General features: G+C 27.6%; 16 protein-coding genes and 1 tRNA gene. 7 read left to right on the top strand and 10 right to left on the bottom strand.

Features of this window, described 5'->3' with window-relative positions; translation table 11 throughout:
- The first annotated feature begins 116 nt into the window (after positions 1-116).
- Positions 117-410, top strand: coding sequence for an energy transducer TonB (locus CSPB_RS05860; protein ID WP_089193527.1), 294 nt, complete (start codon positions 117-119; stop codon positions 408-410).
- Between the two features lie 112 nt (positions 411-522).
- Here CSPB_RS05860 and CSPB_RS05855 read toward each other — a convergent pair.
- Positions 523-599: transfer RNA gene (locus tag CSPB_RS05855), tRNA-Arg, on the bottom strand.
- A gap of 140 nt (positions 600-739) precedes the next feature.
- On the opposite strand from CSPB_RS05855, the gene CSPB_RS05850 reads away from it, so the two are divergent.
- The 6 genes from CSPB_RS05850 (at position 740) to CSPB_RS05825 (ending at position 6,234) form a co-directional block, all read left to right on the top strand.
- Positions 740-2,170, top strand: coding sequence for an acetyl-CoA carboxylase subunit A (locus tag CSPB_RS05850; RefSeq protein WP_089193526.1), 1,431 nt, complete (start codon positions 740-742; stop codon positions 2,168-2,170).
- Between the two features lie 2 nt (positions 2,171-2,172).
- On the top strand, positions 2,173-2,397 hold the full coding sequence (locus CSPB_RS05845) for a hypothetical protein (protein ID WP_089193525.1): 225 nt from the start codon (positions 2,173-2,175) through the stop codon (positions 2,395-2,397).
- The gene (locus tag CSPB_RS05840; protein WP_089193524.1) at positions 2,394-3,107 is read left to right on the top strand and encodes an arginyltransferase; all 714 of its coding nucleotides are present in this window, start codon (positions 2,394-2,396) and stop codon (positions 3,105-3,107) included. The genes CSPB_RS05845 and CSPB_RS05840 overlap by 4 nt, the downstream gene beginning before the upstream one ends.
- Before the next feature lie 582 nt (positions 3,108-3,689).
- Positions 3,690-3,989 carry a hypothetical protein gene (locus CSPB_RS05835; protein WP_089193523.1) on the top strand — a complete coding sequence of 100 codons (300 nt, stop codon included), beginning with the start codon at positions 3,690-3,692 and terminating at the stop codon, positions 3,987-3,989.
- A gap of 4 nt (positions 3,990-3,993) precedes the next feature.
- Positions 3,994-4,428: a hypothetical protein gene (locus tag CSPB_RS05830; RefSeq protein ID WP_089193522.1), complete on the top strand. Its 435-nt coding sequence runs from the start codon at positions 3,994-3,996 to the stop codon at positions 4,426-4,428.
- 981 nt (positions 4,429-5,409) lie between these two features.
- Positions 5,410-6,234 (top strand): adenylosuccinate lyase, encoded by an 825-nt coding sequence (locus CSPB_RS05825; RefSeq protein ID WP_089193521.1) that lies wholly within the window; start codon positions 5,410-5,412, stop codon positions 6,232-6,234.
- Here the strand turns inward: CSPB_RS05825 and CSPB_RS05820 are convergent.
- The 9 genes from CSPB_RS05820 to nikA all read right to left on the bottom strand — a co-directional run bounded on the left by CSPB_RS05820 (position 6,224) and on the right by nikA (position 13,725).
- Positions 6,224-7,468 (bottom strand): RNA polymerase factor sigma-54, encoded by a 1,245-nt coding sequence (locus tag CSPB_RS05820; RefSeq protein WP_089193520.1) that lies wholly within the window; start codon positions 7,466-7,468, stop codon positions 6,224-6,226. The genes CSPB_RS05825 and CSPB_RS05820 overlap by 11 nt on opposite strands.
- A gap of 2 nt (positions 7,469-7,470) precedes the next feature.
- Positions 7,471-8,199: an LPS export ABC transporter ATP-binding protein gene (gene lptB, locus CSPB_RS05815; RefSeq protein ID WP_033915950.1), complete on the bottom strand. Its 729-nt coding sequence runs from the start codon at positions 8,197-8,199 to the stop codon at positions 7,471-7,473.
- Entirely contained in the window at positions 8,192-8,593 is a 402-nt protein-coding gene (tsaE, locus tag CSPB_RS05810; protein ID WP_089193519.1) for a tRNA (adenosine(37)-N6)-threonylcarbamoyltransferase complex ATPase subunit type 1 TsaE, read from the bottom strand. Before tsaE ends, lptB begins: the two co-directional genes overlap by 8 nt.
- Positions 8,590-8,835, bottom strand: coding sequence for an RNA-binding S4 domain-containing protein (locus CSPB_RS05805; protein WP_033915948.1), 246 nt, complete (start codon positions 8,833-8,835; stop codon positions 8,590-8,592). Before CSPB_RS05805 ends, tsaE begins: the two co-directional genes overlap by 4 nt.
- 80 nt (positions 8,836-8,915) lie before the next feature.
- Complete coding sequence (locus CSPB_RS05800; RefSeq protein WP_089193518.1) at positions 8,916-9,701, bottom strand: ABC transporter ATP-binding protein; 786 nt, start codon at positions 9,699-9,701, stop codon at positions 8,916-8,918.
- Entirely contained in the window at positions 9,698-10,444 is a 747-nt protein-coding gene (locus CSPB_RS05795; RefSeq protein ID WP_161492191.1) for an ATP-binding cassette domain-containing protein, read from the bottom strand. Before CSPB_RS05795 ends, CSPB_RS05800 begins: the two co-directional genes overlap by 4 nt.
- Positions 10,431-11,246, bottom strand: a complete 816-nt coding sequence (gene nikC, locus CSPB_RS05790) for a nickel ABC transporter permease subunit NikC (RefSeq protein ID WP_089193516.1) — start codon at positions 11,244-11,246, stop codon at positions 10,431-10,433. Before nikC ends, CSPB_RS05795 begins: the two co-directional genes overlap by 14 nt.
- Entirely contained in the window at positions 11,243-12,184 is a 942-nt protein-coding gene (locus CSPB_RS05785) for an ABC transporter permease subunit (RefSeq protein ID WP_089193515.1), read from the bottom strand. Before CSPB_RS05785 ends, nikC begins: the two co-directional genes overlap by 4 nt.
- A complete protein-coding gene (nikA, locus tag CSPB_RS05780) occupies positions 12,181-13,725 on the bottom strand; it encodes a nickel ABC transporter substrate-binding protein (RefSeq protein ID WP_089193514.1) in 1,545 nt (514 codons plus the stop codon). Before nikA ends, CSPB_RS05785 begins: the two co-directional genes overlap by 4 nt.
- Positions 13,726-14,040: the final 315 nt, after the last annotated feature.

Raw genomic sequence — 14,040 nt, 5'->3', positions numbered from 1 at the left:
GACAATTTTTAAATAAATTTAGCTGTTCTTTGTAACATATTGGAAGTTCCAGAAAGTATGCAAAAATGGTATGAGTTTATAAAAAATGATGTTGAGGGCAAAACACATCTCAAAGTTTGACTCCAGCCCAAAAAGCAGATATAGGTGCACAAATTCAAGCTATCATAGCAAAGCAAGCTCAAAAAAATTATCCAAGAGTTGCTAGAAGGATGAGAAAACAAGGTGTTTCAGTTATTGAATTTGCATATCATAAAAATGGCGATGTTGCAAATTTAAAGGTTGCTAAATCTTCTGGTCATAAAATTTTAGATGATACAGTTATATCTGTTATACAATCAGTCAAAAATAAATTTCCAAAGATAGATGTTAGCACTACTTTTGAAGTGCCGATTAAATTTGCACTCAAGTAAGCTTTAATTTTTTATATTTGTTGCTATTTTTTGTTTTAATTAATAGCAACATTAAAGTAATTTTAGTCTTAAATTTAATAATATTTACAAATATAGTCGAAATTAAGTAAAATGGTACGCCCTAGAGAATTCGAATCTCTGACCTTTTGAACCGCAATCAAATGCTCTATCCAGCTGAGCTAAGGGCGCATAAATATAAACAGAATGCGTATTATATCAAATTATTCTTAAATTTAACAAATTGGCTTAAGAATTTAAGTATTTTTTTTATTTTAGTTATTTTATGATATTATAGCGACTATAATTAATTAATAAATTTAAGGTAAGGGATGATAAAGAAAATACTTATAGCAAATCGTGGTGAAATAGCGGTTCGCATCGTTAGGGCTTGCAAGGATTTACATATAGACTCTGTTGCTATTTTTACTGAGCCTGATAGAGAATGTTTGCATGTAAAAGTTGCAGATGAGGCAATTTGCATGGGAGAAGATCCTCTTAAAGGATATTTGGATGCAAAAGCCATAGTAAAAGTAGCAAAAGATTGCGGTGCTGATGCTATACATCCAGGATATGGATTTTTAAGTGAAAATTATGAATTTGCAAAAGAAGTTGAAGATACAGGGCTAATTTTTATAGGACCAAGTCCTGATGTTATAAGAAAAATGGGAAATAAAAATATAGCTAGATATTTGATGAAAAAAAATGGAATTCCAGTTGTTCCAGGGACTGAGCCGTTAAATCAAGAAGATATGCAAACTATAAAAGATTATGCTGCAAAGATAGGTTATCCTGTTATATTAAAAGCTAGTGGAGGCGGAGGAGGTCGTGGCATAAGAGAAGTTTGGGATGAAAAGGATATGGAAAGTGCTTATGAGTCTTGTAAAAGAGAGGCATTAAAATACTTTAATAATGATGAAGTTTTCATGGAAAAACTTGTTGTAAATCCTAGACATATAGAGTTTCAAATTTTAGGCGATAATTATGGCAATATAATACATTTATGCGAAAGAGATTGCTCAATCCAAAGAAGACATCAAAAGATTATAGAGATTGCACCTTGTCCAACAATAAGTGAAAATTTACGCAAAGTTATGGGCGTTGCTGCTGTTTCTGCTGCAAAGGCTGTAAATTATTCAAATGTTGGAACAGTAGAGTTTTTGCTTGATGATTACAATAATTTCTATTTTATGGAAATGAATACTAGAATTCAAGTAGAACATGGTATAACAGAAGAAATAACCGGTATTGATTTAATAGTTAGGCAAATAAGAAGTGCAAATGGTGAAATTTTGGAATTAGAGCAAAGTGATATAAAGCCATATGGTTTTGCCATAGAAGCTAGAATTACAGCTGAAGATGTTTGGAAAAACTTTACTCCAGCTCTTGGAACTATTAAAGAGTATTACCCAGCACTTGGACCATCTGTGCGTGTTGATAGTCATATATATAAAGATTATTCAATACCTCCATTTTATGATTCACTTCTTGCAAAATTGATGGTTAGATCAAGTAGCTATGATTTAGCTGTAAATAAATTAGAGCGTGCATTAGATGAATTTACCATAGAAGGAGTTAAAACAATCATACCATTTTTACTAACTATTTCCAAAAGAAGAGAGTTTAGAAGAGGATTTTTTGATACATCTTATGTTGAAAAAAATTTACAATCCATTTTAGAAAATACCAAAGATGAAATAAATGAGAATAAAGATGAGTTGGTAGCTGTTATAAGTGCAACTTTAAAAAAGCATAGGAGTTGATAATGAATGATTTTTTAGATAGCTTAAAAGAGATAAAAAAAGAGCTACAAAAAGATGTAAATTTAGCACTAAAAAAGACAAAAAAACCAAGACAAAATCCAAATAGAGATGAATTTAAAGATATTTTCAAAGATGAAGATGGTTTAAAAAGTCATCAAGATAAATTAGACGACTTAAAAGACGAGTTTTTAAAATACGCAGGATATAATAATATAAAAAAGATATGATAAGCATCGATTTTTGCACTCTTAGTTCGCCTTGCCCATATCTTGACGCTAAAGCTTCAAGAAGTTCTTATAAATATGTTTTTGATGCAAGTTTTAATTTAAATACTACGTTAACAGAACATGGATATAGGCGTTTTGGAAGATATTATTCAAAACCTATATGTCAAAATTGTAATGAATGTGTTTCTATAAGAATAGATGCTAAGAATTTTAAATTTACAAAAAGTGCAAAAAAGGCGATAAAGCGTAATAAAAATACACTATCATACATATCAAGCCCAATTTGCGATGAAGAACATCTAAAGCTTTATAGTAAATATCATATGTATATGAGTAATAAAAAAGATTGGAAATTTTATGAACTTAGTTATCAAAAATATTATGAACTTTATGTAGATGGAGCAGGGGAGTTTGGTAAAGAAATTTCGTATTATGATGGGAAAAAATTAATTTGTGTTGATCTTGTAGACTTTGTAAATAACGGAATAAGTTCTATTTATTGTTATTATGATCCAGAGTATTCTTGGTATAGTTTGGGTAAGTTTTCTCTTCTTAGGCAAATAATGATAGCAAGGATAAATAATCTTCGTTGGATTTACTTAGGTTTTTATGTAAAAGATTGTCCAAGCTTGGCTTATAAGGGCGAATATGCTCCTTTTGAAAGCTTAAAAGAGTATGTAGAAATAAATCAAGAGTGTGTTTGGGAGTAGTATAAAATAACTTTTTGGTTTATAAAATTGATATATCTTATGTAAAATGTAAAAAAGAGAAAAAGTTAGTAATTTGAAAAAATGAGAACTCAAAAGCAAATTTGCAAAATTTATGTATTTTTTATGCAAAAAAGTAAATAATTCAAAAAACTTACAACATTGTTTTAAATGTCCTAAATAATGCAACGCAATACTTTTTTAATAATTTGAACTTTTGTGTTATTATATTATCAGATTGTATGGCTTTTGTAATGCTTATTAATACTTACAATGGGACTTTTATATTAAGTAAAAATTTTAGAAATTTAAGTAAGAAAAACATAATAAAAAGCTATAAACTTGGTTAAAATGCTTTTATTTAGTCAAATAAAATTGTAATGAAAAAGACAATTAGCTTAGTAAAATACATAGATTTACCATAATTGTGACTTAAGATAAATTTAAAATATTAATTATATTTTCTAAAATTTACACAATTTCATAAAATTATTAATTTACTACTTTTATTATAATTTTTAAGAAATTTTTTATGGGGGAGGGGGGTGTATAATAGATTTGTTTAAATACTTTAAAGGAGGAATTATGAATCAGAATAAAAATCAAATATATCCATTTAAAAGTGGTGCAAAAATTTTGTTTGATAGAGGTGGATTTGAGGTAGCTTATGGAATAAGTGAAGTGTGCGGTAAAATACGAGTAGGAATGAGATATAATAAAAGTATGAGTGGTAAAGATTATCCTGTTGGTCGCAATGGAACACCTGTATATTTCATTATTTCAGAAGAATTAGATGTTGGTTTTTTGACTACTCTTTTAAACGGCGATAAAAATAATGATATGCAAATTTTAGATGCTATAAAAGATTTGGTTATAAGAGGGTAGAAAAATGAAAAAATTAATTTTATTTTTATCTTTTTGTTTGATCATGGGGACAAATACATATGCACAAGATGAAGATGATTTGTTTGAGATAAATAGTAATATTTGTTCTGGCATAGGAGGAAATTATAGGTGCTTACAGATAACTTCTAAAGTAGATGATTTAACTATATATAAAGTAATAGCAAATAGGGGGAATTGTGAAACAACAATTGTGTTGAATAATGAAACTTATGTAATTAAGAACACAGATGATGGTATATTTTTTCATACTTTTAATAATCAATTAGGGTGGGTTCCTGTATCTAGAGAAGATGAATCAAAATTTTATATAAAGTTAGATTTTGGTCAAACAAAAAATTTAGGTTTAGAAAGTGATTGTAATTTATTAGAAACCATTGTAGAAACTGACAAAGGTACAGTAACTCATAGTTGGGAGTAGAAGATAATTTAAATAAAAATATGAAAAAGATATCTTAGCTTTTGCTTTAACATTAATATATGTTTTTGGGGTAGGTATAGAAAATTGTAGATAATGTTTTTTATATGATTTTTTGGATATTATAGAAGTAAAAGTGAGTATATTGATATGGGAGAAGATAATAAATTTTTAACAATATTTCCATCAAATACCAAATTTTAATTTATATTAGTGATTTGAAATATTATTTTGGATTAAAAAGTAAATAAAGATATATTTTATCGATATGATTGGGAATGATATTGTTTGTTTATACGATATAGAAAATAAAAAGGATATAATGTATTTCCTTAAAGTTTTTTAAAAAGAAATTTTGATTTAATCCAAGATATTTTCATTTACAGCCTAATAAAAGTCAAAAATATCGCCATTTTTCTGATTATCATCCACATAAAATTATTTGTTTGCAGAATATGGTGTATGGATATGAAATTGATTTAATAATTCCAAAATTTTAGTAAGTCTAGAAATTTTTAAGTTAAGGTTGGCTGTATGATTAAACTATTATAGTCAAGTTAGCTTTTAACAAAATTAATAAAATATTTTATAATTAAATTTGTTTCTAATTTAATATTCTTTTTTAAAATCTATAATTATTTTGTAATTTTGCATTTGATAATTTTAAAATTAAATATTTTTTATGTTTCAATTTTAAATTTATGATTTTCTAACCAAAAATTTTTGCATAGATTTTTTTTTGATATAATATTTTTTAAGAATGACATTTTTTATAATTAATTAATCAAATTCTTTGGTATAAAGATAAAGAGTCGTTATTGGGCTTTTTAAAAAATTAAAAGTATAATAAATATTTTAAATACATAAAATTTATTATAGTGTGAAATAGAACTAATTTGGAAACTTGACTTATAATATAAAAATATATAAATTTGGAACGCTATTTGCTTTAGTGATTATGTAACTTTGCGATGGAGAGCTTTTATGAATATAATTCAAACTTTAGAGTCTATTTCTATAAATACAGATGATATTAATGTGTTTTCTCAGCTGCAATCAATGATTAAGAAAAATTTTAAAAAAAGTGTTGGCAATAAAGGTAAAATAATATCATTTTATGATGAGAGTGAAAAAGTTCAAAGAAAGTATTTCTTTAAATTTTTACAAAATATGTATAAAAAATATCATAATAAAAGTTTTGATTTTAAGATGAGCGAATTTTCTACTATAAAATTAAGTTTAATTCAGCAAAATACACTCAAATCAGTAGTCTTGATAGAGGCAAATTTTAAAAATAGTGAAGTAACTTTAAATATAAAAAATAGTGATAATTTTTTCATTTCTTATATAAATCAATGTTGCAATGAGTGGGGAATTAAATTTGATAAATTTGAAAATATCATTACGCTAAACATACAAAATGAAGAATCTCTAGATATGCTTGATATGTTTTTTAACACAAAAGAGATATTTAATTATACAATAGATTGCAATTATGATGAAAAATCTTTCGCTAAATTTAAAAAAGAGATTAAGGTTAGACAATCAAGTAAATTTATAAAAAGATTTAAAGCACTTGCAAATTTACTAGAAGAGTATTTTGAAATTTTGGGCTGCGAAAAAACAGATGATAGTGAGACTGTTAGATCTAGTTATTTAAGTCTTATAAAGCTTTATCATCCAGATAGGCATCAAAATAAACCTGTGGAAATTCAAAAATCATATCGAGAAAAATTTGAAAATATTCAAAAAGCATATGATGCATTAAAACCATACTTTAAAGAGCAAGAAAACTTCATTAGTGCGTGATAGCGTAGAGCTTTTTTCTTTGACTAGAAGAGCCTATATTTAGAGATTTTCGATATTTTGTGATAGTTCTTCTAACTAAACTTACATCAAATTCTTTTTGAGCCATTTCAAGTAGGGCAAAATCGCTGAGCGGTTTTTTCTTGTTTTCGCTTAGGATTGCGTTTTGTATAAATTCTTTTATAGCGACATTTGAAACCTCTTCACTTGCAGCACCAGCAAAAAATAGTTTTAATGGAACTGTGCCACGAGGTGAAGATAAAAATTTATTTGTTATAGCGCGAGATATGGTAGATGGATTTCTTCCTAAATCGACAGCAATATCTTTAAGTCTCATCGGTTTTATATCTCCACCTATAAAATAATCATATTGATATTCTATAATCATTAATCCTATTTTATAAAGTGTGGATTTACGCATTTCAAGTGCATCTATTAAATCTAAACCCTCTTTTATACGAGAGCTTATAAACTCATTGTCGTTATTTATATATTCATTTTCTATAACTATTTTTGGGTAATAGTCATCATTTATACTAACTTGTATGCCATCACTTGAGCTTGTAACTATAATATCTGAAATTGCTTGCATTTGATTTTCTAGATATTCAATAGCTGGAGGATTTTTAAATTTTTTTATTATATTCATGGCTTCTGAATATCTAGTTAAATTTACAAATTCTTCAAGATTTTCAAAATTTTCTATAAGTTTTTTGCAAATATCATAAAGTTCGCTATCTATTTGCATATCTTCAAGTTGAAATAAAAAACTTTCTTTGTAGTTTTTAGATCCAACTCCAATTGGCTCAAGTAGGCTAAATCTAGCCCTTATGCTTTCTATTTCGTCTTTTGAATACTCTTTATAAATTTCACTATCTTCTTCAAAATATCCTTCGTTATTTATACATTCTATGATTTTATAAGCAATATTTTGTGATTTTTGAGTAGGAAAAAGTGGCTTATTTATCTGTTCATAAAGTTTTTCATATAAGCTTTTTTCATATATACAAAGGGATTCTATATTGTCTGTTGTGGAGTTTTTAGTATTTGTGGAAAAAAAAGACTTTTTTCTTATTGATTTTGGATTTGTTTCTATGCTTACAAATGGATTTCCGCTAACTAATGGCTCAAGAGTTTCTTTTAAATCTTCGCTGCTTGCTTGTAAAATTGGCAACCAACTTTGTAGTGTGTGATTTAGCTTTGCTTTTGGTCCAAGAGTTTGGCTTTGACGAAGCATATTTATAAGAGTTTAAACTCTGTTCCTAGATAGTAAGTTCTAACCATTTTATTGTTGGCAACTTCTTGTGATGATCCGCTTGCTAGTAGTGAGCCATCTTTTATAACATAAGCTCTAGAGCATATCGCAAGTGTTTCTCTAACATTGTGATCTGTTATTAAAATACCTATATTTAGCTTTCTTAAATCTTTAATGATATTTTGAATATCAGCAACTGCAATAGGATCAACCCCAGCAAAAGGCTCATCAAGTAGCAGGAATTTAGGTGTTATCATAAGAGATCTGGCTATTTCACATCTTCTACGCTCCCCGCCACTTAGACTAATGCCTTTTCTGTTACGAATTGGCTCAATGTTTAAAAGCTCCAGCATTTCATCGACTTTTTTTAGTATCTGTTTGTCATTTTTCTTATATGTAACTTCGGCGGCTAACATAAGATTTTCTTCTACACTTAAATCTTTAAAAATGCTACTTTCTTGTGGTAAATAACCAATGCCAAGTTTTGCTCTTTTATGAAGTGGAATTTTAGTAATATCTAAATCATCTAGATAAATGTTGCCGCTACTTGGGGGAATAAGTCCACAAATCATATAAAATGTTGTTGTTTTTCCAGCTCCATTTGGACCAAGCAACCCAACAACTTCGCCGCTTTTTACACCAAGAGATATATCTTTTATAATGTTAGATTTTTTTATAGTTTTTTGTAGATTTTTTATCTCTAATTTATGCACGAACTACCTCATATTTTCTTTTGTCTTCAAAAGGAGTGATTGTTATTTTTATATAATTTAGAGAATTTTCATTAAGTAAATTTTCTAAGCTTTTATCCGCCCATTCTACTACATGCAAACCATCTTCAAATAAATTTTCAAAAAGACCAGTTTCTAAAAGCTTTTTTGTGCCATCATTGTATATATCATAATGGTATAAAATATCGTCATAACTTTGCATGATGTTAAAAGTTGGAGATATAATCTCATCTTCAATTCCTAAATTTAGTGCTATTTTTTTAGTTAGCGTTGTTTTACCGCTTGCTAAATTTCCACATAATAAAATTATGCCTTCTTTAGGAAGTTTTTTAACAAAATCATCTAATTCATCTAATGATAAAATGTAGGTTTTCATATCTTTTTTATAAACTCGCTTTGTAAATTTTTTGGTATATTTTTTGTTATTGGTATGGCTAAAACTTCATATTCGTCAGTTTTTGTGATAAATTTAATAGAAATTTTATCACCAACTTTTACATCTTTTGAAGCTTTAGCTACTATACCATTTATGCTTACAACACCACTTCTACACATATCTTCGCTTATTGTTCTGCGTTTAGTGATATTTACCGCATTTAAAAATTTATCAACTCTCATAGATGTATTTTAACAAAAAAATGTAAAATTTTCTATGAAAAATTCCATTGTCATAAGTTTATTTGCAAAATAAGGAATTTTTAATAAAATTGTGTAGGTTTTATTGGAAGTATTGAGGCTATTAGTTTTCTGCCGATATTACTTTGAAAAGTTTGTTTATTGTTTAGTTCTAAATTTTCTATTATTTTACCATCATCGAGCAGTATTACTCTATCACATATCGTTTTAACAATTCTCATATCGTGTGTTATTATTACAAAACTAAATTTTCTTTTCATTTCGTTTATTAAATTTATTATCTCTTTTTGCAAGATAATATCAAGAGAAGATGTTGCCTCATCTAAAATGATGATTTTTGGTGATATCGCCATAGCTCTTGCTATGCAAACTCTTTGAGCCATTCCACCGCTTAAAAAGGATACTTTTGTATCTAGGCTTATATCAAGATGAACTTTTTTTAGTAAATTTGTTACTATTTTTTTCTTTTCATTTTTTGTAAATTTACTAAGATAATCAAGTGGTTCACTTATAACTTCAAAGATGTTTAATGCAGGGTTTAGTGCTGAGATGCTATCTTGAAATACTATTTGAACTTTCTTGTAAAATTCTCTTTTTTGGCTTAATGTTTTTAAATTTACTTTTTTATCTTCAAGATAAATTTCTCCATTATCTTGTTTTGTAATGTTACAAATAATCTTAGCAATTGTGCTTTTACCACTGCCGCTTTGTCCAAGAAGAGCCAATGCTTCGCCTCTATGTAAGCTAAAAGATATATCTTTTAATACTTTATTTGGTTTTGTTGATTTAAAAAATGAGAAAGATTTATATGTTTTTGAGATATTTTTTAGTTCTAGAATTTTACTCATATTGTCTCTTTGTATAAATTTAAATGTGCGTTCAGCAACTCTTTTGTTATGAGATGCCTTGGATTTGCAAAAATTTCTTTTACGCTGTTTTCTTCTACTATTTTACCTTCATCTATAACAAAAACTTTGCTAGCTATTTTAGCTACTACTCCAAAATCATGTGTTATTAATAAAATTCCTATGTTTTTTAGTTTTGCAAGGTCTGATAAAATTTCTAAAATTGTGCTTTGAACTATTAAATCAAGATCCGTTGTGCATTCATCTGCTACTAAAAATGGTGTATCTTGAAGCAAAGCAAGGGCTATCATAGCTCTTTGGAGCATTCCGCCACTCATCTCAAAAGGGTACAAATTTGCTACATCTTTTTGTAGTTTAACTGTTTGTAGGGCTTGATAAATTTCATCTTTATTGAATTTTTTATCATTTGCTTTTTGTGTTTCTTTGGCATGCCCCATTATTGTTTTTGTTGGATGAAATGCTGAAGCTGGATTTTGCATTATATAGCTTATGTATCTATGTGTTTTCAACTCTTTTAAATTTGTGTTATTTATATAAAAATCTCCGCTCATATTTAGATTTTTTGGTAAAAAACCTAGAAGTGCACTTGAACTAAGAGTTTTACCACTTCCGCTTTTGCCAACAAGAGCTACTATTTCTCCGCTATTTATAGATATGTTTAAATTTGAAACGATATTTTTATCATTATTTTTTATATTTAAGTTTGAAATTTTAAGGCTTTTCATGAATTTCCACCGAAACATCTAGTTTGTCACGCAACATATCTCCAAGCATATTAAATACAAAAACAGTTATAAATAGTGCAAGTCCTGGATATAATATAAGCTCACTATGAGAAAAAATATACTCTTTTGCATCACTTATCATGATTCCCCATTCAGGAGTTGGAGCTTTTACCCCAAGACCTAAAAAACTAAGCCCTGATATGTGAAGCATTATATGACCTATATCAAGAGTTGCGAGAACAAAACATTGAGAGATAATTGGTTTTATCATATTTTTACTAAAATTTTGAGTTATACTTGCACCGCTTATTTTACTTATTAAAACATATTCTTTTGATTTTAGTGATAAAACTAAACTTCTTATTATTCTTGCATACCAAGCCCAGTGCGTTAGAGCTATGGCAATAATGACATTAGTAAGACCGGTTCCTAAGATTCCAACTAAAAATAGAGCTAAAACAACTGTTGGAAAACTTAAAAACATATCACAAATTCTCATCAATAAATTATCTATTTTTCCTCCTATAAAACCACTTAATCCGCCTATTATTATACCTAATGCTAGTATGAAAAATAGTGTTATAAAAGCTGATTTTAATGATAAAGAACTGCCAGCTATTAGTCTTGAAAATTGATCTCTTCCAAGATGATCGCAGCCTAGAAAATGTTCTTTTGAAATAGGTGCAAATTTAAGGGACAAATTTACTAAATTTGGATCATGTGGTGCTAGATATGAACCAAAAAGCATTATAAAAATTATAAAAATTGCTAAAAATATAGTTATATAGTGAATTATTTTCATTTTTCAACCATACCTTTTTTGACCCTAGGATCTATAAAAGCATAGAGTATATCAATTATCAAATTTAAAATAATAAAAATAAAACTCATCATAATTATAAAACATTGAATAACTGGATAGTCATTATTTGATATCGCATTTACAGCATATCGCCCAATTCCAGGATAAGCAAATATATTTTCTATAATAAGTGCTCCTCCAATAAGCTCTCCTATGTGCATTCCAAGTGTCGTTACTATAGGAAATAAAGAAATTTTAAAGATGTAATTTATATAAATTTGATAGTTTTTTAAACCCCTTGATTTAGCATATATGATATATCTTTTATTTTTATTTTCTAGCATATTTGCTCGAATTAGTCTTATATTTATTGCAATTGACATAAAAGATATTGCAATTGCTGGCATAATCATATGCGAAAAAGAACCTATGCCAAATGGCGGAAGCAAATCTAATTTTACTGAAAAAATAACTATAAGCATAAGTCCTAGCCAAAAATTTGGCGTACACACCCCAAGATAAGATATGATTCTAGTAAAATAATCAAAATAACTATCTTTGTAAATGGCACTTATAATTCCAAGTGGAATTGATATAATAAGTGTTAAAAAAAGTGCAAAGGCGGCTAATTTTAGTGTTGATGGGAGATAATAAAGCATATCAGCTGCAATATCTCTTTTTGTTAAAAATGATGAGCCAAAATCCAGCATTATTGCCTGTTTTATCCATATGAAATATTGAGTAAGTATAGGTTTATCTAGCCCAAGAGCTGCTTTAGCACTAGCTATAGCTTCATCAGTTGGTGTTATACCAGATGCTACAAGATAGCTTAAAACAGCGTCTGTGCCATTTAATCTAAGTAGAGCAAATATAAATATACTTACTACAAATAGCAAAGGAAATAGATAAAGTATTCTTTTTGTAATAAATTTAATCATTTTGCGAAAAATATCTTATCAAATTGAATATTGTCTTTTAAAATAGAAATTTCAATACCATCAATTTTTTTATTAGATACTACCGTATTTACTTCATATGTTATTGGGATATAAACGGCTTGTTCGTGAAGTGTGGTTAAAATTTCTTTTACTAACTTTTCACTTTCTTTTTCATCTATGGTTTTTAACATAAGTGAAATTTGATCATCTATTTGTTGTTTGTTTTTAAGACCAAGTTGTGCTTGATAATCAGCATGAGAAGGTGCTCTCATAGAGGCTAAAAAACTTTGTGGATCATAAGGTGCTCCCCAAGTTGCATTAAATATAAGACTAAATTCGCCAGTCCTTTGTTTTTTAAAGAAAATCGTTTTTTCATCTGCTTTTAAATCAAGTAATATTCCTATATTTTTAAGTTCAGATTGTAAAACTTCTCCTATAGATTTTTGAGAAGCATCGCTTCCTATATATGATAGTTCTAGTTTTAACGCTTTGCCATCTTTATATCTTATGCCGTCATCTTTTAGCTTCCAACCGCTTTTTTCAAGAAGTTCATTTGCTTTTTTTGTATTAAATTCATAAGGTTTGGCATCTATATGAGTAAGTTTGTTTGTAGGCGAAAAAAGAAAATCCGCTTTTTGTTGTATGTTAAAAAACACTTGCTTCATGATAGCGTCTTTGTCTACTGCCATATTTATAGCTTTTCTTATATTTATGTCGTTGGTTGGAAATTTATTAGAATTTATAGCTATGGCTGTTGTTATAAGCGGTTTTGATATCATTGTGTTAAATTTTTTGTCTTTTTGCATTAAAGCAAAACTATCGAGTGAAATTTGACCTTTGCCATAGATAAGATCTATATCTCCGGTTTTTAAAGCTATAAATTTTGTATTTGGATCTGGTATAACTTTGGCAATAATTTTTTCATAAGATGGTTTTTTACCATAATATCTATCATTTCTTTCAAATACATCATTAACTCCAAGTTTACTACTAACTAGTTTCCAAGGACCAGTTCCAATAGGAGCTTTTATACCATCTTTTGTAGAGCCGTTTATCATTGCACTTGGAGCTATAAAACGATAAGGTCTTATTAGTGAAAGTTCATTTAAAGTTAAAGAGTAAGCATTTTTTAGTTTTAATTGTATTGTATAATCATCTATTTTATCGCACTCAAGGAGTATGTTTGAGAGTTCTAGCCATTTGTGCCTATCTTTATTTTGATGTATTGCATCAAAATTTGCTTTTACAGCATTTGCGTCAAATTTTTCGCCATTTGAAAAAACAATATCTTGTCTTAAGTAAAAAGTGTAAGTTTTGCCATCCTTGCTTATATCCCAAGATTTAGCTAGCCAAGGCTGAATACTTCCATCTTCTGCATATCTTACTAATGACTCATAAACCATATTTTGTGCAAACATTTCGTTTGGACTATAAAGATGTGGATTTAAAGGACCAACATTTTTAGATGTGGCAAAATTCAGTGTTTGGGCAACTAAGAAATTTATACATATGATAAAAATAGTTATGTATTTTCTAAGCATAATATTTCTCCTTGAGTTATTTTAATATTATTAATATAAATTTAGTAATATTAAAAACATATAATATCAAATATAGTATTATTTTATTCTTAAATATTTATAATAAATTTATAAATTATTATGTTTTTTAATTCGCATAGTAAAGGCATTTTTTTGTATAAATAGTGTAAATGTTTGTATTGTATAATTACTAAATTTATTTTTAAATTTATAGAAATTTTATATATTTTTAGTTACAATCAAAATCTAATTACAAATATAAATTCAGTGATAAATTTAATACTTGAGTTAAGTTACGAATTTAGTTTAAGCTTA

This window comes from Campylobacter sputorum, from assembly GCF_002220775.1.
GTDB lineage: Bacteria > Campylobacterota > Campylobacteria > Campylobacterales > Campylobacteraceae > Campylobacter_F > Campylobacter_F bovis.
The sequence above is the reverse complement of the archived record's forward strand: the minus strand, read 5'-3'. Positions and strand labels throughout refer to the sequence as shown.

Excerpts from the sequence above, each read along its gene's own strand:
- nikA (WP_089193514.1), bottom strand. The coding sequence starts at position 13,725 with ATGCTTAGAAAATACATAACTATTTTTATCATATGTATAAATTTCTTA.
- CSPB_RS05785 (WP_089193515.1), bottom strand. The coding sequence starts at position 12,184 with ATGATTAAATTTATTACAAAAAGAATACTTTATCTATTTCCTTTGCTA.
- CSPB_RS05800 (WP_089193518.1), bottom strand. The coding sequence starts at position 9,701 with ATGAGTAAAATTCTAGAACTAAAAAATATCTCAAAAACATATAAATCT.
- CSPB_RS05805 (WP_033915948.1), bottom strand. The coding sequence starts at position 8,835 with ATGAGAGTTGATAAATTTTTAAATGCGGTAAATATCACTAAACGCAGA.
- CSPB_RS05830 (WP_089193522.1), top strand. The coding sequence starts at position 3,994 with ATGAAAAAATTAATTTTATTTTTATCTTTTTGTTTGATCATGGGGACA.
- CSPB_RS05850 (WP_089193526.1), top strand. The coding sequence starts at position 740 with ATGATAAAGAAAATACTTATAGCAAATCGTGGTGAAATAGCGGTTCGC.
- CSPB_RS05820 (WP_089193520.1), bottom strand. The coding sequence starts at position 7,468 with ATGCTTCGTCAAAGCCAAACTCTTGGACCAAAAGCAAAGCTAAATCAC.
- CSPB_RS05795 (WP_161492191.1), bottom strand. The coding sequence starts at position 10,444 with ATGAAAAGCCTTAAAATTTCAAACTTAAATATAAAAAATAATGATAAA.
- CSPB_RS05840 (WP_089193524.1), top strand. The coding sequence starts at position 2,394 with ATGATAAGCATCGATTTTTGCACTCTTAGTTCGCCTTGCCCATATCTT.
- CSPB_RS05835 (WP_089193523.1), top strand. The coding sequence starts at position 3,690 with ATGAATCAGAATAAAAATCAAATATATCCATTTAAAAGTGGTGCAAAA.
- CSPB_RS05845 (WP_089193525.1), top strand. The coding sequence starts at position 2,173 with ATGAATGATTTTTTAGATAGCTTAAAAGAGATAAAAAAAGAGCTACAA.
- CSPB_RS05825 (WP_089193521.1), top strand. The coding sequence starts at position 5,410 with ATGAATATAATTCAAACTTTAGAGTCTATTTCTATAAATACAGATGAT.
- tsaE (WP_089193519.1), bottom strand. The coding sequence starts at position 8,593 with ATGAAAACCTACATTTTATCATTAGATGAATTAGATGATTTTGTTAAA.
- nikC (WP_089193516.1), bottom strand. The coding sequence starts at position 11,246 with ATGAAAATAATTCACTATATAACTATATTTTTAGCAATTTTTATAATT.